Origin of the sequence: Mucilaginibacter sp. CAU 1740 (assembly GCF_039839285.1) — a bacterium.
Classification (GTDB): Bacteria; Bacteroidota; Bacteroidia; order Sphingobacteriales; family Sphingobacteriaceae; genus Mucilaginibacter.
Genome location: NZ_JBDOQS010000011.1, coordinates 226,959 through 247,347, shown reverse-complemented (window position 1 = coordinate 247,347; position 20,389 = coordinate 226,959). Strand labels below are relative to the sequence as shown.

The 20,389-nt window shown below is 44.6% G+C and carries 10 protein-coding genes; all 10 read right to left on the bottom strand.

Features of this window, described 5'->3' with window-relative positions:
- Nucleotides 1-245 precede the first annotated feature (245 nt).
- The 10 genes from AAFN85_RS22780 to AAFN85_RS22735 all read right to left on the bottom strand — a co-directional run bounded on the left by AAFN85_RS22780 (nt 246) and on the right by AAFN85_RS22735 (nt 20,367).
- Nucleotides 246-1,271, bottom strand: coding sequence for a substrate-binding domain-containing protein (locus AAFN85_RS22780; protein ID WP_347529981.1), 1,026 nt, complete (start codon nt 1,269-1,271; stop codon nt 246-248).
- 124 nt (nt 1,272-1,395) lie between these two features.
- Nucleotides 1,396-2,631, bottom strand: coding sequence for a sugar MFS transporter (locus tag AAFN85_RS22775; protein WP_347529980.1), 1,236 nt, complete (start codon nt 2,629-2,631; stop codon nt 1,396-1,398).
- A 231-nt stretch (nt 2,632-2,862) separates the two neighbouring features.
- The gene (locus AAFN85_RS22770; protein WP_347529979.1) at nt 2,863-5,784 is read right to left on the bottom strand and encodes a discoidin domain-containing protein; all 2,922 of its coding nucleotides are present in this window, start codon (nt 5,782-5,784) and stop codon (nt 2,863-2,865) included.
- Nucleotides 5,785-5,839: 55 nt separating this feature from the next.
- The gene (locus AAFN85_RS22765) at nt 5,840-8,122 is read right to left on the bottom strand and encodes a GH92 family glycosyl hydrolase (RefSeq protein ID WP_347529978.1); all 2,283 of its coding nucleotides are present in this window, start codon (nt 8,120-8,122) and stop codon (nt 5,840-5,842) included.
- 104 nt (nt 8,123-8,226) lie between these two features.
- Entirely contained in the window at nt 8,227-8,889 is a 663-nt protein-coding gene (locus AAFN85_RS22760; protein WP_347529977.1) for an SGNH/GDSL hydrolase family protein, read from the bottom strand.
- Nucleotides 8,890-9,835: 946 nt separating this feature from the next.
- Nucleotides 9,836-11,029, bottom strand: a complete 1,194-nt coding sequence (locus tag AAFN85_RS22755; RefSeq protein ID WP_347529976.1) for a DUF4185 domain-containing protein — start codon at nt 11,027-11,029, stop codon at nt 9,836-9,838.
- Between the two features lie 30 nt (nt 11,030-11,059).
- Entirely contained in the window at nt 11,060-12,226 is a 1,167-nt protein-coding gene (locus AAFN85_RS22750) for a prolipoprotein diacylglyceryl transferase family protein (RefSeq protein ID WP_347529975.1), read from the bottom strand.
- Nucleotides 12,227-12,284: 58 nt separating this feature from the next.
- Nucleotides 12,285-15,413 carry a TonB-dependent receptor gene (locus tag AAFN85_RS22745; RefSeq protein WP_347529974.1) on the bottom strand — a complete coding sequence of 1,043 codons (3,129 nt, stop codon included), beginning with the start codon at nt 15,411-15,413 and terminating at the stop codon, nt 12,285-12,287.
- A 33-nt stretch (nt 15,414-15,446) separates the two neighbouring features.
- Nucleotides 15,447-17,216: a RagB/SusD family nutrient uptake outer membrane protein gene (locus tag AAFN85_RS22740; protein WP_347529973.1), complete on the bottom strand. Its 1,770-nt coding sequence runs from the start codon at nt 17,214-17,216 to the stop codon at nt 15,447-15,449.
- A gap of 25 nt (nt 17,217-17,241) precedes the next feature.
- The gene (locus tag AAFN85_RS22735) at nt 17,242-20,367 is read right to left on the bottom strand and encodes a SusC/RagA family TonB-linked outer membrane protein (RefSeq protein ID WP_347529972.1); all 3,126 of its coding nucleotides are present in this window, start codon (nt 20,365-20,367) and stop codon (nt 17,242-17,244) included.
- Nucleotides 20,368-20,389 lie beyond the last annotated feature (22 nt).

Sequence of the window (20,389 nt, the reverse complement as noted above, 5' to 3'; positions counted from 1 at the left end):
TAATTTTGATTGAAAACTTGCTTGTCGTGGAAAATCGCTCGTAGAGTACGAGGCACCTACGGAGCCTTGGATTATCGTTTTATCTATTCTATAAACACGTCACCCCTACGGGGTTTAAAGCCATTATATAATTAACTTTACCTCACGCTAAGGACTCCATTAGGAGTCACGTGTTTATAGCACCATAAGAAAAATATTTTTTGGCTCCGTAGGTGCCCCGTATCTACAAGCGATTCGACGAAAATCTATTTACCAGCTCTGACGGACGATTTCCTGATTTTCAATTCCGTTTTCAAAATAACCGACTGCGATTTATTGAAGGATAGCTTATTATTCAATTTCTCCAGCAACACGCTAATCACATTATCAGCAATTTCCTCAACGGGCTGAGCTATAGCGGTTACCGGGGGCGAGTGCAGAGCGAAAACATCGTAATCATCAAACGAGATCACCGCGATATCTGTAGGGGCTTTTTTATCCAGCTCCTGCATAATTTTCAAGCCGCAAGTACCTATATGGTTGGTACCGAACAGTATGGCATCGATTGTAGGATTGGTTTTAATAAACTCGCGAAGGGGTTTCATGATCAAGTCTTCGTTTTGGTTGAAAACTATCTCTTTGATATTCGCTTTTAACCCTTCACTTTTCATGGCATCATGATAGCCTTTTACCCTATCCAGCATTTGGGTTTGCTGCGAGGCGAAGGTTACAAAAGCGATATTTTTAAAGCCCTGTTCAATAAGGTGTTTGGTGGCGTTGTAGGTGCTGAAAAGGTTATTGATCTCGATAAAATCGGTATTTACATAGGGTAAATGCCTGTCGAACAATACCACAGGCAAACCATCGTTTATTAATGATTCGATCTCTTTTTCAATACCTTCGGGCGGGGCTATGATGTAGCCATCCACATGCCTGTCCCTGAACATGGTGATCAGGTCCTTGGTTTTGCTGGTATCGTTATCGGTACTACAGTAGATAATTTTGTAGCCGTTTTTATAGGCCCTGTCTTCAATTAAACGGGCAATACTGGCAAAAAAGGGGTTAGAGATATCCTCCACCATCAATCCTATAGTGTTTGATTTACCGGTGCGCAAACTTTTAGCCAGCGAATTTGGCTTATACCCTACCTCCTCCACATATTTCATTACCCTTTCAACAAGCTCAGTGCCGATGCGTTTTTCCTGTGCGCGGCCGTTTAAAATAAAGGAAATGGTAGTTTTAGATACGTTTAACGCGTTCGCTATATCAACGATAGATAGTTTTTTGTTCACCGGTTTATAAGAGTTGCTTCAAAAATAATAGCCAATATAGCAGATTATTAAACAACCCGTGCAGTTAATCGATTTATTTTGACAGTAAATCGGTTAAGTAAACAAAAATCAGTCGTTTTATACCTTATGCCGACTTCTTATTCAATTTAGGGTAGCTAAACCCGAAAGCAAATATAACCAGGTAGCAGATGATCGGTAAATAATAAGCATGTGCTACGCTCTGATTAGCTATCAAACCCATTGCCAGCGGAAACAAACCACCTCCTACAACACCCATTACAATGAACGATGAACCCTGCTGTGTTTTCGGCCCCAGATCTTTCAAACCCAAACTAAATATAGTTGGAAACATAATACTGAAGAAGAAGTTGATAAACATTAAAGCGATGAACGATACCCATCCCAATCCCTGTGCCACGATCAAACACATCAGGATATTACCCGCCGCGAATATAGCCAGCAATTTATATGGCTTGATAAAGCGCATTAAAGCAGTACCTACAAACCGCCCTATCATCATCATCACCATACTACCAGAGAAAAACAAAGCGGCTTGCGAATCGGAAATGTGTACTACCTCCGCGCCATAATTAATAAAGAAAGCCCATGTGCCACCCTGCGCGGCCACGTTAAATAGTTGAGCTACTACGGCAAATATAAAGTGCTTTTGCTTAAACAGTTTCACATCCGCTTTTTCCGCCCCGGCTACCGCATAAGCATCGTCATCGATAACGTGCGGATCAGATATCGGCGGCACTTTGATAAACGAGAAAAGAATAGCTACGGCGGCTACAATAAGCCCGATTGCGATATAAAGGTGCTTAACAGATACCAGATCGTCAGAGTGTTCACCTCCTTTTTGTAAGATCAAAACACTACCCAAAAATGGCCCGATCACTCCACCCACACCATTAAATGCCTGCGCGAAATTGATGCGCTGATCACTGGTGCGCTGATCGCCAAGGGCGGCCACAAATGGATGTGCTACAGTCTCTAAAGTGGCCATACCACAGGCCAGTATGAACAATGCTATCCTGAAAAAGGTGAATGACTCTGAATCGGCGGCAGGCACAAACAGGAACGCACCCGCGGCATAAAGCGCCAACCCCATCAATACCCCGGCTTTATAACCGAACTTTTTCATGAACAAACCGGCAGGGATCCCCATAAAAAAGTAAGCACCAAAAATCGACAACTGTACATAAGCCGACCGTGATTTGGAGATATGTAACACGTTTTGAAAATGCTTGTTCAGGGTATCGCCAAGGGTCATGGAGATGCCCCACATTAAAAAAAGCGAGGTTACAAATACTAATACTACCAGGTATTTGCTTTCGGTGAATTTGGCTTGAGTACTCATTATGCAGGAATAGTTTTGTTTAATTGGCGCTGTAAATTAGGGCAAATGTTTTTAAATACATAGGCCTAAATCGTTTTATTTTTGGAGGATAAATTAATTACATCGTCATTGCGAGGTACGAAGCAATCCCCGACTTTACAGGGCGGATTTGCATGGCCGCTCTACTGCCTGGGGATTGCTTCGTACCTCGCAATGACGGCTTTTATATTATCATCCTGCGAAGAACCCGAATTACTCTTCCTTCACCGGATCATTGTAAGGCTGCACCAACAACACCGGGCTATCATTTCCCAAAACTTCCGCATCAAACTCAATTTTGATGTTCTTACTCTCTCCTTTCATCAATGAAAAGTAGTTATCATTCATCAGCGCAGGCAAAATCTGTTCTCCGTTGCTTTTCCTTACTGCCTGTGCCCTGATGGCAAAAGCGATAGCAGGCGATGAAGCCGGATTTGTGATGGTAGCATTAATGTAATACTTCCCTCCTTCCTTACTAATCTTCGAGTTTACCTTAAGGTTAACCTTCGGCAACTTATTCAAAGCCGTAAAATCCGTGCGTTTGTTGCCGCGCCAGTAAAAGTTATCAGATATTAGCTTGCCTGTTTTATCAGTTAGTTTTAGTTTGATAAAGTGCACATCGCTCAATCCGTTGCTTTTAGGTTCGCCGCCGTACACTTCAAAATCCCACAGCGAATACCCCCAGCCCGAGCCACGGCGTACGCCCTGCATTTTTACATAACGGGCTTTGGTTTCATCAAAAGTTATTTGCTGAACGCCGGTGTGACCATCTTCGGTATCATACACATCGCGCCATTGTTTGGCATCGTTGGATACCTGGATTTTAAACGCCTTACCGAAAGCCTCTTCCCAGTTCAGTTTTACGCCATTTACAACCTGCTCGCTGCCCAGGTCAACATAGATCCACTCGTTATCATTTTGCCTGCTGGCCCAGCGGCTGCCGCTGTTACCATCAGTAGCTAAAGCAGCCTCCATGTTTTCAAATGATGATGCTACTGTAGGTTTATTTAGGGCGAGGTTGGTATGTTCTTCTTTAAATTTGATAGTAAAACAGTTAACCGCGGCATTGGCAATGGCATCTATTTGTTTACTTTGATGATAATCAGCAACCGGTTTGCCGTCGGTATTGTAAACCTGTACATCTGCAATCAAATCGTTTACATTATTACCTGTAGTATTGATCACTTTTACGGAATTGTTTACCGGGTTCCATTGGATGTGCAGCGGCTCGCAGGCTTTTTTAGCTCCCCAGTAAGCGCCCGTTAAATCATAGTAGTAATCATAGGTTTGCCATACTAACGATGGATAGGCCGATTGGCTCATCCAGGTCATAATGCCCGAAGCATCTTCCCACATATTATCTTCCCAGCCCTCGTACATGGCTTTGTTGGTTTCGATATTCAGTAATTGCGCTTTGCGACAATAATCCTGTATTCCGGTAGCCGTACCATAACGTTTATTGATACCATCATCGTACCTATCCGGACCGGCATTCCCTGCCGATGGCCCAAAGAAATGCAGGTTCCACATCTCGTTGCGTGGCCACATTTTATCCTTCGGCATAAACTTTTTAAAGCTATCGTAATTGGTGAATACCGCCGTGCCTATCTCGCTGCGTAAACCCCAACCCGGCGAGCCGCCGAAACCATTAGGATACCTGCTGAAATACCAGCGCGGATCAAAGTTTGTCCACGGACCGCTTCCTGTTAGGTTGCCGGCGTGTGAGTTGGGTTGATAATACCTGTCGCCTCCATCATAATTGCGGATATCTTCGGCCAGCCAACCGTTAAGCGGAGGCATGGGTGTACCTTCGTTATCACCGCACCAAATGGCTATTGATGGGTGGTTACGAAAGCGCTTGATCTTTTCGATAGCGTTCACGTTGAAGTTGTTGACATCGTTAGGCAAATTAGGGATCGAGTTCAACCAGAAATCATCCCAAACCATCATCCCATATTTATCGCAGGCTTCGTAAAATTCATCATCAGTTGTAGAACCTATCCAGTTGCGTACGATATTGAAATTCATTTCACGGTGCAGCTTCAGCTTGGTATCGTACTCGTTGCCACGGCAGCGCAGCATATACTCGGCCATGCCCCAGTTGCCGCCTTTTAAAAATATGCGGGTACCGTTTACGAATACATGCAGCACGTTTCCCACGGTGTCATAGCTATATTTTTTGATGCCGAATTTGATGGTTTGGCTATCGGATACATCATCGCCTATTTTAAGGCTGAGTTTACAGGTATATAAATTAGGCTCGCCATAGCCATTAGGCCACCACAGTTTAGGGCTGTTAATAGCGAGGGCCTCGAAACGTTTTTTGTCCAACTTAACCTCAGCTGTGCTGTTACCTCCTACAAACACTTTTTGGGAGAACTCGATATTTCCGGGTTGGATAACACCGGTTAAAACCCCTGTTTGAAATTTGGATGTGCTGTTTTTAACGCCTACCTCGATGGATACATCGGCCCTTGCGTTAGTTGGCAGATCGGTACGGATCCATGGATCTTTCAGGGTGAGACTACCGGTATTGGTCAGGTAAACGTTATCGGTAATGCCTGAGTTTAGTCCAGGCACATAAGGCATCCAATCCCAACTGGCACTCGGTATGTATGTCGGACTTTCGTAGTTTACCAATGGATTATGTGGGCAGTAAACCAATACAGCCAAAACATTCGGGCTACTTTTGCTAACCAAACCGGTAACATCGTAATTGCCGCGTTGCATAAAGCCATCAAGCATCCCTAATAGTTTACCGTTTAGGTAGATCTCGGCCTTTTTGTTAATGCCTTTAAAGTTAAGCCAGATCTTTTCTTTGTTAAAATTGGCGGGGATGTTGAACTCGGTACGATACCAAAAGTTACGATCATATTTGGCTTTGTCAACCTTGTAGATGTTATCGCCAAAGTTGGGGTCTTTTTCCAATCCGGCTATCACATAGGCATTAAAAACCGTTCCTGGCACTACGCCTTTAACCCAATTGCCTGCGTTGTAACCAGGTTTGTAAATATTAACGCTATCCGCGCCAACTTCGGCCTGGGCTTTTACCTTCCAGTTGGTTTGCGGGTTTGAACTATTAAGGTAAACAGTCTCCTGTGCCGATACTTTTGTGCAGGCAAAAGCACAGATCATGAATACCGATCTTTTAAAAAAAGAAGAAAATTTGAAAGACATTATTGCGTAATGTTTAGTTTGCTATAGGTTTTGATAGTGAAAATGGTTTATCATCGGCAGCGAGGCCACGGGTGGTATTTGGCTTATCGCCCATTTCAAAACGGAGTACGCCGCCAGCCATAATATCGCTGTGCTTGATAAAATTGTGCGTATAAGGCTTGCCGTTCAACGTGGCCGACTGGATGTACACATTTTGCTTGCTGTTGTTATTGGCTTCTATCACAAATTTGTTCCCGTTCTCGAGCGTGATGGTCATCTTTTTAAATGCAGGGCTGCCTATCACATACTCATCCGTGCCAGGACAAACACTGTAGATACCAGCCGCGCTCAATACATACCACGACGACATTTGGCCTTCATCCTCATCGCCGGGATAGCCGTTTTCGCCTGCATTGTACATTTTGTCCATCACCTCGCGCAGGTGTTGTTGGGCTTTCCATGGCTGGCCTGCGTAGTTGTACATGTACAACAGGTGATGGATAGGCTCGTTGCCCTGGGCATACTGGCCCATTTTAAACTCTGCCATTTCGGTCATCTCGTGAATTACTTGTCCGTAGCCGCCAACTTTAATAGTCCCCGGTTCGGTGAAAACAGAATCAATTTTTGCGGTAAAATTTTTATCACCACCCATCAGGTTGATTAGGCCTTGCGTATCCTGAAAAACCGACCAGGTCCAATGCCAGGCATTACCTTCGGTGTACGGACCGCCCCAATCCATCGGATCGAAAGGCTCTATCCAATTGCCTTTAGCGTCTTTAGCGCGCATAAAGCGGGTTTTAGGATCGAACAGATTTTTGTAATTATACATCTGTCTCGAAAACACATTTTGATAGAAGGTATTGCCGGTTTGTTTAGCAAGCTGATATCCGCAGAAATCATCATATGCAAACTCCAATGTCCAGGCGGTTGAGCCCAAGGTTTGCGGCGTATAAGGCACGTAACCATCAGCATAATACTCCTTCCATCCTGGGCGGCCGTTGGCACTACCCCATGGCCCCTTGTTGGTAGCCTCGTGATAATAAGCTTCTAAAGCTTGCTTAGGATCAAAAGAATGGATGCCTTTTACCCACGCATCTGTTAACAACGAGATAGCGTGATTACCCAACATCCCCCCCGTTTCGGAAGGAAACGACCACGATGGCAGCCAACCACATTGCTGCTGCGCATCCAACAAAGCCTGTACGTATTGGCCCTGCATTTTGGGATGGACAATCGTATTGAGTGGAAACTGCGCACGGAAGGTATCCCAAAAGCCATTATCGGTGTACATATAGCCATCGTGAATTTTACCATCGTACGGGCTGTAGTAATAAGGTTTGCCCTCTTTATTATATTCAAAAAATTGGTGCGAAAACAGGTTGGCGTGGTACATGCAGCTGTAAAAAGTAGCTTTCTCGTCTTCGGTAGCGCCTTCTATTTTCATGCGGCCAAGCAGGGTATTCCAAACTTTATCTGCGGCTTTGCGGGTATCATCAAAACTTTTGTATTTGCCCAGTTCGGCTTGCAAAGTGGTTTCGGCCTGTTCCGGGCTGATATAGCTTGAGGCCACTTTAACCTGTACAGTTTCCCCATCTTTAAATTTAAGATAAGCGCCTACCCCGTCACTCTCGCCGGTTAAGCTTTTGGCTGAGATCTGGTTCTTTTTGTTTTCCCAGGTACCGTAATCGGCAAAAGGTTTATCAAAAGTGATCACGAAATAGTTTTTAAAACCCTGCGGCGCCCAGCGGCAATTGTTTACCCAGCCAACAATCTTGCGCTCCTGCGGGATGATCTTTACCATGCTCATTTTGGTGTATCCATCAAGCACCAGGTATGAAGTCTGCCCTTTCGGGAAGGTAAAGCGGAGGTGCGCCCCCCTTTCGGTCGGGGTCATTTCGGTGGTGATATTGTTATTCAGTTTTACTTTGTAATAGCTTGGTTGGGCTATCTCATTTTCATGCTTGAAAGCGGCTGCCCTCTCATCTTCATTAACCATTAATTTACCGGTAACGGGCATAAATGAAAACACCGCGTAATCATTCACCCACGAACTGCATTGGTGTGATTGCTGAAAACCGCGGATGGTATCTTTAAAGTACTGATATTTCCAGCCGTCGCCGTTTTTGCCGGTTTGGGCAGTCCAGGTGTTCATACCGAAGGGCAGCGCGGTTGCCGGGTAGGTATTACCGTAACTAAACTCGTATTTGGTATTGGTACCCTGCCGGGTGTTCACATATTTAACCAGGTTTTCGGTTTGGGCGAAAAGCGTGTTGGCAGATAAAAGCGTGATTACGCCGATGAGTAAACGTGATCTCATTTTGGTTTATAATTGGTTAACAGCTGATAAAAGAAGAGAGCCAGCTTTCAATACAAATATATTAATTAAATCGATTTAGCAAAATATCATTTAAAAACCTTATTTTATTTAAATAAGGTTTTGTAGAAAATATCGGCAACAAACTGGTTGCCCTGGTCATTGAGGTGTACACCGTCTTTAGTTAGAATGCCATCGCCTTTGTTAGTTGGGTTATTTTTAAGGTTGTAATCGTGGCATAAGGTGCGGAAATCAACGAGGTCGCAGTTATTTTGTTTAGCCAGATCGCGGATGATATTGGAGTAGCGGTTCAGGTCGCCATCCAGTTCGTTGCTGTAGTCGGTTTTCTCTCCTACGCTGGCCGGGGTGCAGATGGTTACTTTGATGTTTTTGGCCTGAAGTTTTTTGATAAGCGCGGTATAGAATTTGCCGAATTTATCCCAATCGGTACCAGTGCCGAACATGCGTTTATGCCAAACATCGTTCACCCCTACCCAAATCACTACCTGGTCGGGATTTTTGGTTAGCACATCATCTTCGTAGCGTAAGTACAGATCGTAAATTTTATTGCCACCGATGCCTGCTCCGGCAACTTCGTAATCGCTGTCTTTATGCTCGGCTTTTAAACGTTGCTGGATGAGGGTGATGAAACCGGCTGGCTGTACGGCGTACTCGGTGATCGAATCGCCGAAAAACACCACTTTTGTTGGCTTTTTAGGTTGAAAACTGCACAGCATAATAATGCCTGCAAACAGTAAGAACTTTTTCATTTAAATAGGTTAGCTAAATTGATTTAGCGAAGATAATTGTTTATTGTTAATTTGCAAATGTTGATGGGGTAATTATTTTGTTGCGGGGGCATGCTTTGTTTTTTCGATTCCACAAAAGCCTTGATACTATTTTACTTACATCGTCGCCCTCTTGGCCGGGCGGGGCCAGGTACTTTTGTCTTTGACACAAAAGTACCCAAAAAGTCAAGTCACCAGGAGGCTTCGTTGCCCGCTGGCCTGTGCGCTATCCCCCCGCTTGCCTTCGCCCTGCAAACCGGGCAGAACCACGGGCTGCTAAATTTTGCCCTACTGCGTTCGCACCCTCCCCTCCCTTCTGCAAAAAGTAGCTATGCCCCCTTCCCTCACTCAAGGCCACCATCGTTCTGCCCGCTTTCACCCGAAGCTTCCTACTGACGGAGCTGCGAAAAAGATTCAGGATAGCAAGAGACAAGATGCAAGAAATCAGACGTAAGAAACCTTTCCTGCTTACCGCCCTTACATTCTTAAAATACCAAACTATTCACCCTTAAAGCCCTCTGCGCCTTAGCCTCTTTGCGTACTTAATAATCTAAAACTGTTCACCCTTAAAACCTTTGCGCCTTCGCGCCTTTGCGTGCCTAAAAATCTAAAACTATTCACCCTTAAAAACCTTTGCGTCTTAGCGCCTTTGCGTGCCTAAAATCTCGAACTATTCACCCTTAAAAACCTTTGCGCCTTAGCCTCTTTGCGTACTTAAAAATCTAAAACTATTCACCCTTAAAAACCTTTGCGTCTTCGCGCCTTTGCGTGCCTAAAATCTCGAACTATTCACCCTTAAAACCCTTTGCGCCTTACCCTCTTTGCGTACTAAAAATCTAAAACTATTTAACCTTAAAACCTTTGCGTCTTCGCGCCTTTGCGTGCCTAAAAATCTCAACTATCCAAATCAAAAACTTTGCGCGTCTATTTACTTCTTAATCTTCAACCTAATAAACCTCGGCCTATACAAATTAGGATGCTTCTTCAAATCAGCAATAAACTCCAGCGAATTGATATTATAACTGATCAACAATTCGCCCGGAGCCGAAAGACTTGGGTGGGCTTTAGCATTATACACCAAAAAGGTTTTCTCTTCCAAATCCGGTTTGCAATCCCAAACTTTAATAACCGGACCAAAGGGGCCATAAGGTGTAGCACCTATCCGCATCCCCACATTGGTACTCATCCCTCCTACCTGGAAGATCATGGCGTACCGGCCATCGGGCAGGGCGGTGAGACTAAGCTCGTTAGATACGTTATCGGTAACATCAGCTACCTTACCCATATCTTTTACCCAGTTTGCACCATCATAAAAAGTCCACTTATCAAATTGTTCAAAATCTTTGGGTAAAACACGGGCTACCATTACGTTTTTGCCAATCCCGCGTACACCGTAAACATAAACGTAACCATCGGGTGCTGGTGCTCCTGCTTTTTTCGTGTTTACATAAATGCCTGCTCCAAACGACCCTATATCGCCATTTTTATCCGTGAGATAAAATGGTGTATCCATTTGTTGCAAGTCATGGTATGGTGGTTGTGCGCCAGTCGGGATTTTTATTAGGGTATTCCCAACTTCTTTAAACCCAAACGCGCCGCTGCTTACATTACGCACCCGGTAGCCGAAGATGTAAACCGTATTGCCCAATTCCTGGTTTACAAAACCATCTCCCAGCCAGTAGTAATCGGTACTATCTGTTTGTGGAGTGTGAGGGATAAAAGTCGATTCAGCAGCATCTTTTTTATCGGTATCCCAGCTGTATCGCATATTCTGTTCTACCGGTTTATTTCCCTTTAATAGCGCCACCGAGTTGTGGATCATTTTATAGCCATCGGCCATTGTACCGTTTTCAATCTTGCCTATCATGCTATCGCTAAAAATAAACAGGATCGGATCGTTGGGTTTGGCTTGTTTATTTTCTATGCCATTTAGGGGGATGGTATAAATACCGTCGCCGCCAAACCAGCCATTATCGCGCTTTAAAAAGTTGTTCCAGTCGGGCGCGGCTTCAACCGTAAAGTTAAGATCGGTGAGGTTAACCGGTTTTTGGTTGGTTTGGGCATTGCTTTGCAGATTAGCAACAATGCAGTACATTAAAGTGATCACTGCAAACTTTTTCATTGTTTTAGTTTATTAATTGGGCGTTGTAATTTACGCAACCGAACCCCGCCTTTGCAAGTTGTTTTTGCGGTTTATGATAATAAATACAAACCCTGTTATCCCACCTAACAGCATCAATAAACCGATTAAGCTGGCTTGCGTAAACATCATTCCTAAAATATTATATCGGGGGTTAACACGGATCATCTCGATCAAAAAACGCTCGCCTCCGTTAAGTACCAGGTATAAGAAAAACATAAATCCGGGGATAGTGATCTTTCTTCTGAAAACCCACATCAGCATAAAAAATAACAAACAAATAGCAGCCTCATAAAATGGTGTTGGATAAACCCCATGTGCTAATTGACTGCAATAAAAATCATTACAACCAGGTATGGATATACCCGCGTTAATGGCATTGTGCGGATAGTTAAATGCCCACATCCATTGGGGTATAAAGCCCGGTTTAGGGTGATGATTAACTATCCCCCAATCGCCATCGCCGGATAACTGGCAACCTATGCGCCCAACGCCATAGGCCAGCATCATTCCCGGCGAACCGATATCAGCCAGATGAACCAGCTTCATGCCTTTTTTATGGCAGATGTACAGGTAAGTTAACGCGCCGAAGATCAATCCACCATAAAATGAAAAACCGTTTGAGGCGAATAGCACTTTTACAGGTTGGTACATAAACTCCTGCCAGTGCTCTATTGTATTGAATAGCTTGGCACCGATGAAACCGAAAAAGGCCAGCATAAATACCAGGTAGGTATTGAGTTGGTAAGGATGCACCAATCTGGTTTCTACAACCGGCTTAGGTAATTGAGTTTTTTTTCTGTCGAGATAGATCCAACCGGCGAATACTATCAAACCGGTTATACCTGCTACTAAGCTCCCCTCTTTCGAAAAAATAAACCCGGTCGGATCTGTCGCAAATTTTGTATATTCGATAAAAGCACCTATCACTTTAAACCCGAATAAAAAGCCTAACAAACCATTTATCAAAAGCTCGAGCCATGAGGCAGGCGCGCCAACTACTTCCGTTTCGTTAAAAGCTTGGATCAATCCATCAGCCTCCTTACGCTTAAATTCAGATTTGAAAACGTAATAGGGAAATAAAAAAGCCAACGCTACAAAAAAGCCGAAAGTTGGAATGGGAACGGGGATCCGGATCTGGAAAAAGTATTCGAAAAGGCTGGAGAGCGTTGGAAACATAATCCGGTTTTTAGTAAAAGCATCCCGGCCAAACACCGGGATGCTTTGGTTAAAATTACTAAAATCCTAATTGTAAACCTACGTTTACTACACGCTGGTTAATGTATGCATCACCCGCGGTATTACTGGTGATCTCGGGATCCTGCTGGTATTTATTATAGTTATTCCAGGTAAACAGGTTGTACGCACTCATGTAAATACGTGCGTTGTTCAGGTGCCATGGCAACATTTTGGTTGGAAATTGGTAACCAATATCCACAGTTTTTAAACGCACATACTTGGCGTTGATCAACCAATAGTTTGACGGATAATACGTTGGACTGTTAACCGACGAGCCTATTGTTGTTAAACGTGGATATTGCGCGTTCGCGGCGTTCTCCGGCGTCCAGGCCTGCTGATGGATGGGCTGGAACTGGCTTTGGAACGGCTCGATACCGGTACCGGTTACAATAAAGCTGTAATTGAACGATCCCTGGAACAATACGCTAACGCTAAACCCTTTATAACTTGCCTGCAGGTTTAAACCCAAGGTAGTGTTTGGCAGGTTAGGGTTGCCTATAGCTGTTTGGTCAAACACATCGATAAAGCCATCCTGGTTAAAATCTTTATATTTTAAATCGCCTGCATGAACAGGTAATCCGTTTGATGGGATACCTATTTGTTTGTTATCCTTATTACTGCCATGCTGGGCTACGTAGGCATTAATTGCTGCTACATCGGCCGCGGTGTAAAACCCTAAGCTCTCATAACCAAACGGCTGCCCTATCGGCTGACCGGTACGTGCCAATCGCGGATATGCCGGTGCGGCCTCGCTCATAAACAAGATCTTGTTTTTAGCATACGAGAACACCAGGTTAGTACCAAACTGCACATTGCCGATGTTACTGTGGTAACCTATCTGGCCGTCAATACCCTGGTTTCGTGTACGGCCGAGGTTGATGGCAGGCAAATCAACGCCTAATATCTCGGGGATATTGTTAGGGGTAATCAACTGATCGTAACGGATGTTATGGAAATAATCTATCGTTAACGAAAGGCTATTATCCTTCAGCATGTTTAAATCCAAACCAATATCCATTTCGCGCTGCTTTTCCCAAACTACGCTGGCATTTGGCAAAGCACCTTCGTAATAAGTGTTGATAGGCGTAGAAGATGCACCGAAGTTATAGCCCCCACCCTGTATGTAGTTTTGAGCATAGATATACTTGTTACCCGGGGCCACATCCGAACCTACCAAACCGTACGATCCCCTTATTTTAGCTAAGCCAAAAAACGGTAGCGCATCCTGGAAGAATTTCTCTTTGCTGATGTTGTAACCAACACCAATTGCCGGGAACCAACCAAAACGGTGGTTTGCAGCAAACCTGTCGGTACCATTGTAAGCGGCATTAATATCAACGAGGTATTTACCTGCATAATCGTACCCGCCTTTGATAGAGATGCCCCTGAACTTGGCAGGAACACCTACCAACCTCGAATCTAAGAAATCGTTGGCGCTGTAAGTTTGCGCTGTTTGATTAAACAATACCAAACCGGTAATATGGTTTTTATGGAACGACCTATCGTAATTGGCAAAAACCTGGCTGTTTACGTTGGTGGTGTAAATGTTGATATTACCCGAATAATACTGGCTCGGGAAAACATAACCGCCTGAAGGGTTTTTGGTAGTAGTATTGGTAACCGGATCGTAATGGTACGAAGGGATCTGGTCATAGTTACCTGTGCCCCTTGTAAACTCTTCGGTGCTGGCGTAGGCGATACGGCCGGTTAACGATAAGCCATCGGTTATTGACGATAGGTTTTGGGTGATGTTGAACAACACGTTATAATCTGTACGTTTTGAGTTTTGATAACCGCCTGTTGCTATACGTGCGTTTAAAGTTGGCAAATGCGCGGTGTTAAACCTTGAGTAAGCGTAAGCATAACTTCCGTCGGGATTCATGAACGGCGCTGTGAACGGTGTTTGTTTGGTGAAATCATAGATCTCAGACAAGGCACTTGCCGCACTCTCATTAGGCGAGTTCAGGTTTGAAAAACGGGTGGTGATATCCAAACGCATGGTAAGGGTTTTATTGGCCTTCAAATCGAGGTTTGAACGGAAGTTATAACGGTTAAAGTTATAGCCGTTATTTACCTGTCCGCGCGGATCTGGAAAATCGCGAAGCAAACCATTCTGAATAAGCGCACCGCCAGAGATAAAATATTTCAGCTGCTCGGTACCTCCCGAAATATCAAGGTTGGTATTTACCTGGCTGGTAAATTTTGAAAAGATCTTGTTATACCAATCCACATTAGGGTGTCCGTATGGGTCGCTGCCGTTTTTAAACAGATCAAGATCTTGTTGGGTAAACTCTTGAGGAATGCCATCATTAGCCTGTGCCTGGTTAATTAACAAAGCCGAATTATACGAATCGAGGAATTTAGGCGTCCGGGTAGGTGATTGTAAACCGGTTTCGCTGCGCAGGTTTACCTGCGGCTTGCCTGCTTTACCACGGCGGGTAGTTACCACCAATACGCCGTTAGCACCTTTAATACCGTAAATAGCTGTAGTTGAAGCGTCTTTAAGGATAGAGATGGTCTCGATCTCGTTTACGTTGATCTGTTGTAACTGATCATAAGTGTATTCGATATCATCAACAATGATCAGCGGTTTGTTACCATCGGCATTCAATGAGCTTTTACCACGGATAAAAAAGTCGGAAGCATCTTTACCCGGCTGACCAGATGATTGTTGCGAAAAGAAGCCCGGCAATTTACCTGCCAGCGCGTTTTGTACGTTGGCTGTAGGCACTGTACGGATATCGGCTGCTGAAACGGTACTTACCGAACCAGTACTGGTGATACGCGTAGTTTTACCGTAACCAACCACCACAATCTCGTCCAGGCCCTGGTTGTTGGAGGCCAGCGTAACATCCATATCAGTTTTACTGCCAATATGTACTTCCTGTGTGGAATAACCCACAAATTTCACTATCAATATATTTGATGAGCCTTTAAGCACCAACCTGAATTTACCTTTACTATCGGTAATAGCCCCGCTGCCGGCAACTCCTTTTTCGGTAACTGTAGCGCCTGGTAAAATACCACCGGCGTCACGTACCGTACCTGTTATAACCCTGCTTTGCCCATAAACTAAAACCGGGAGCATGGTAATGATAACAAGAAGGAAAAGTATTATTTTTCTCATAACTGTTTGTTTAATTAGTTAAAGTATAGGTTATTACCAACCCGGATTTTGTTTCATATTTGGGTTTTTAGCCACTTCGTTGTAAGGAATTGGGTACAGGTACTGCTTCTTAACAAAGGCGGTGTTTAAAACCGTTATAGGATTAAAGGTTAAATTAGAGCTTGTTTTTACGATAGATACACCGGTACGCGGCTGGTTCATAACCGTTTCGGCAATTTTCCAACGCCTGATATCAAAAAAGCGGTGCTCTTCAAAGGCGAACTCTATACGCCATTCGTTTTGGATCACGGCACGCATTTCTTCTTTGGTCATGCCTGCTTTCAAACCGTAGTTACTGCCTGCTCCGGCTTCAATGCCCGCCCTTGCCCTGATATCATACAACTGTTTGTACACATCGGCCTGCGGACTGCTCTCTACCTCGTTACGGGCTTCCGCAAAACCTAATAATACCTCGGCATAGCGGAAGGCTACCCAATCTGTAGGGTGTTGCACCAGCGTTGTGCTGTTTTCAGACAGGCCCATAAACTTATGCATGTAGAAACCTGTAAGCGTTTGCTGTATGTTGCTATTAGGTTTGCTTTGGCCACCCTCATAAGTTTGTACGGTGCTGTTTAACCACATCGAGCCATTGTAAAAAATATTGGCATCTAAACGAGGGTCGCGTTTTGGAGTGGTGAAAGTAGCGTACGGATCAGTGCTATTATAGCCCGAAGCCGGATCAGTAATAGGCAAACCGTTGATCATCGGGTACGAATCAACCAGTTCCTGTGTTGGGCTGGTATTGCCTGTTCCGCCTACCGCGAAGCCTACCGGGCCGTTAGTTGATTCTACACTGGTGGCGATAGATCCCGGACGGATCCAAATAAGTTCGCTGTTATTTTGCGTTAAAAATACGTCCCTGTAATTGTTATCCAGTTTGTAAGTATTCAGGTTCATTACATCCTGCGCGGCGTTAGCGGCGGCTGTCCACCTGTCGGCCTGGAAATCGGTATAACCTGAAAGCGGATTTGAAGCATCGATGTTACCGCCATTAAACAGCGGACTTGCTGCATAAAGCAAAGCCTTTGCTTTTAAGGCCATAGCAGCACCTTTAGTTGGCCTGTAGTTATCGGCATCGGGCGTTATCAGCGGATACGTTAGCAGACTATCTTTAATGGCATCACATTCGCCCACAATGTATTTGATACAATCGCCAAATGAACTGCGGGGCAGCGCTACATTATCATTCAAGGTGAAAACCTTATCGCCCAGTAGTGGCACACCGCCATAGCGTTTCACTAATTCGAAGTAAAAATAGGCCCTTAAAAACCTGGCTTCGCTTTGCCATACATAGCGCATAGGCACACCCGATGGCGATTTACCTTTTACCGGCACTACACCAATATTGGTAATAAAAGTATTTGCCGCGCGGATACCTGCCCAGTATGATGATGGTGTACCGCTATTGCTCGGGATACCGGTGGCATTTTGCTCTTCCCAGAAATTTTCGCTTGACGGGAAATTGAACGAGTTAACCGCGTTGGTTGCTATCTGTTTAACCTGCACAGTACCCGATTTTGATGATACCGCATCGTCCGAAGCAGCATCCAGGTAATCACCGGCTACACGATTGTGCCCGTTTTTTGCGATGGCGTAGATCTGGTATAGGTAGCCGTGAGCTGACTCCCCGGCCGAATCAAGTGGGTTAAAAACAAAGTAGCTGGTAACTTTATCAACCGGAAATGTTTCAGATTTACGGCATCCGCAAAAAAGGGCGGCACCGGCAATCGTCATCAATAACATCTTGTTTATCTGATTTTTCATTGTCTTCATCTTTAATAATCCCCCGTTAAAGTTTTACACTAACACCCGCGTTAATCACCCTTTGGATAGGATAGTTATAAGGCATCACTTCCGGATCAAGTCCTTTAAATCCGGCTACGGTAGCCAGGTTCTCGCCGTTCACAAACACCCTTAAACCTGATAGCCGAAGCTTGTGGGTAAGGCTGTAAGGCAGCGTGTATCCTACCTCGGCATTTTTCACGCGGAAGTAATCGCCTGATTTAAGCCAGAAGGTTGAGAAGGCCGAGTTATTGGTGAAAGCCGTTTGGGCTAAACGAGGCAACGTTGCTGTATTGGCAGTTTCAGGCGTCCAGCGACCGGTTGCGTTTTCGTAAACCTGGTTGGTGGTTGAAGCGAATAAACCATCGATACCAAAGTGGTCAACCGCAGGGTTCTGGCTGTTGATCTGCCTGTTTTTAACACCTTGCAAAATCACACTAAAGCTGAAGCCTTTGTAGTTGAAACCGAAGTTTAATCCGTAGAAGATAAGCGGCTTGGTACCACCGATGGTTGATTGGTCGAACTGATCGATCACGCCATCGCCGTTAAGGTCTTTATATTTGATATCGCCCGGTTGCGGGGTATAACCTGCAATATGCGGGGCTGTAGCAGCATCCTGCGCGTTCTGGTAAAAGCCGAGTGCAGTGTAACCGTAAAATGTACCGTTTACCGGTAAGCCGGTACGCCTGTTCCATGAGTAAGGTGTTGCCAACTCATCCATGTATAGTATTTTTGATTTTTGCAGGTTGATGTTACCGGTAACAAAGTAGTTGAAGTTGCTGATGTTGTTTTTATAGGTTAAAGACAACTCACCACCCTGGTACAGGTTTTTCCTGATATTTTCTAACGTGTATGGGATCCCTAATAAGGCAATAGTATTACCGCGTGTGCCTAACTGGTTAAAGTATTTATCGTGATAATAATCGGCAGTTAACATTACATGGTTGTTAAACATGCTGATGTCTGTACCTACGTCGATCTTATCGGCACTCTCCCAGGTAATGTATGGGTTGGCCAGCGTGTTATCAAACCAATAGTAACTGGTGGTATAATTAGTACCTACCGGGAAAAACCTGCCTTGTGCCGCTGCGTTGGTTCCATAAGTTTGCAGGTACGAGTAATAAAGCTGCGCCTGCGAACCGATATTACCGTTGCCTGTACGGGCATAAGTACCGCGCCATTTCCATGAGTTTATCCAAGAGAAATTATCTTTAATGAACGATTCATTACCCATTTGCCAGCCAAGACCACCGGCATAAAAGTTACCCCATTGATGACCGGGCATGTAGCGGTTGTCGCCGCTGCGGGTTACTGCTGCCTCAATAAAGTATTTACCATCGTAATTATATGATGCTTTGGCGGCAAGGTTGGTCACAACCTCGGCAAGGTCATAATTGGTTACCAGCGATTTGGTATCATACATCAAAGTAGCGCTTACACTGTGTTTGCCAAACTGTCTGTCGTAGTTTAAAGCAAGCTGACCGTATGATTGCCTTGACGTATAAACCGTAGCGAAGCTATTATTTTGAGCAGTAGCACCTCCAAATACGCTGTAAGTACTATCGGCATTAAAACTGTAAACGGCATTGCCTAAGCTGCGGTTAAGTGCGGTAATTGATTGGTATGATAAGTTACCTTTCAGTTTAGCGCTTAAGCCCTTGGTTATACCGCTCAGGTTGTAATTAAGATCGAGGTTGGCCAAGATATCATCGGCATTGTTTTGGGTATAACCCGAGTATTGTGCCGCTGCCAACAGGTTGTTTTTATAAACCGAGTTACCACCGAATGAGCCATCAGGGTTGCGTACAGGGTAAGCAAAGTTTGGTGTATTGAACAGATCTGACAGGATATTGCTATAGCTTGAACCTGGCTCGGTAGTAGTTTGGATCCGGCCAAACAATTGCAGATCAACGTTCAGGTTTTTGGTTACCTGCACACCCACATCCGAGTTGATGATGTAACGGCTCAGGTTGGTATTGGTATTGTAAGGCACCTCATCGGCAGTTTTAAAAATACCGCCCTGGTTAAAGTAACCTAACGAAACCGAGTAACGGGCCACATTGGTACCGCCGTTGATGTTCAGCTTGTAAGTGCTCATCGGCGCATGATCGTTCAAAATGGTTTTGAACCAGTTCACATCCGGGTGGCGGTATGGGTCGGTATGATTTTTAAAGGCCGCAAAGTCGTCGCCGTTGTAGAGGGCGTTCTTTCCATCCGATAAAAGGTTTTCATTTAGCAAAAAGGCATACTCATAAGCCGGTAATGGTTTAGGCAGGCCTAATGATTTCTGGATCCCGGTTGCAGCAGTAAAAGTGATGCGCGGCTTGCCTATTTCTCCGCGTTTGGTGGTAACCAACACAACAGGTTTTGAGCTGTTCATACCCAATAAAATGGTAGATAAACCATCTTTTAATACTGAGATCGATTCGATACTTTCCGGATCGAGCGATGAAATTTCGCGTTGCACACCATCTATCACAGTAATTGGCGATTGCCCCCTTACCGAAATAGCAAACTCCGAGTTATCTGAACTGGTATTATTGTTTGATGTAGTATTTACCAGTGTTTGCCCTATAACCGAACCTGATGATAGCGGGGTTAGGTTAAAGGCAGTGAAACCACTGTACTGTTGCGTGTATAAACCTGCTAACTGACCAGGCAAAGCATATACGTATAACGATGCAGGCGTGGTAGTTAACTGGTTGGTATAAATGCTCGATATCGAACCTAAAACATTGTTCCTGTTGGCAGTGCCGTATAGCACATCAATTTTTTGAGGGATCTTGAGGTATGAATCCTCCAGTTTCACCACAATGTCTTTACCGGCATTTACGGTCACTTCTTTGATCAGGTGATTGGGATAAGTGAAAACCAGCAATGAACCCGGCGCGGCATCAACAGCAAACTTACCATCCATCTCGGATGTAACACCGCCTGTTTTACCTTTAACGGTAACGGTTACCCCTGGCAGGGGCTGGCTGTATTCGTCAAGCACCACGCCGCTGATCCAGCCCACACGGGCGGGCTTTTTTACCGCTGTGGTATCCTGAGCGGCGGCAGGGCTTACCTTAGCCATCAGCGATAGCATCAGGATAATTCCCGCCAGATATTTCTTTGAGTAGCAATAAATCATAAAATCAGATTTAAGTTGTTAA

Bases quoted from the DNA above. Each gene is read 5' to 3' on its own strand.
- AAFN85_RS22775 (WP_347529980.1), bottom strand. From the start codon at position 2,631: ATGAGTACTCAAGCCAAATTCACCGAAAGCAAATACCTGGTAGTATTA.
- AAFN85_RS22770 (WP_347529979.1), bottom strand. From the start codon at position 5,784: ATGATCTGTGCTTTTGCCTGCACAAAAGTATCGGCACAGGAGACTGTT.
- AAFN85_RS22765 (WP_347529978.1), bottom strand. From the start codon at position 8,122: ATGAGATCACGTTTACTCATCGGCGTAATCACGCTTTTATCTGCCAAC.
- AAFN85_RS22760 (WP_347529977.1), bottom strand. From the start codon at position 8,889: ATGAAAAAGTTCTTACTGTTTGCAGGCATTATTATGCTGTGCAGTTTT.
- AAFN85_RS22755 (WP_347529976.1), bottom strand. From the start codon at position 11,029: ATGAAAAAGTTTGCAGTGATCACTTTAATGTACTGCATTGTTGCTAAT.
- AAFN85_RS22750 (WP_347529975.1), bottom strand. From the start codon at position 12,226: ATGTTTCCAACGCTCTCCAGCCTTTTCGAATACTTTTTCCAGATCCGG.
- AAFN85_RS22745 (WP_347529974.1), bottom strand. From the start codon at position 15,413: ATGAGAAAAATAATACTTTTCCTTCTTGTTATCATTACCATGCTCCCG.
- AAFN85_RS22740 (WP_347529973.1), bottom strand. From the start codon at position 17,216: ATGAAAAATCAGATAAACAAGATGTTATTGATGACGATTGCCGGTGCC.
- AAFN85_RS22735 (WP_347529972.1), bottom strand. From the start codon at position 20,367: ATGATTTATTGCTACTCAAAGAAATATCTGGCGGGAATTATCCTGATG.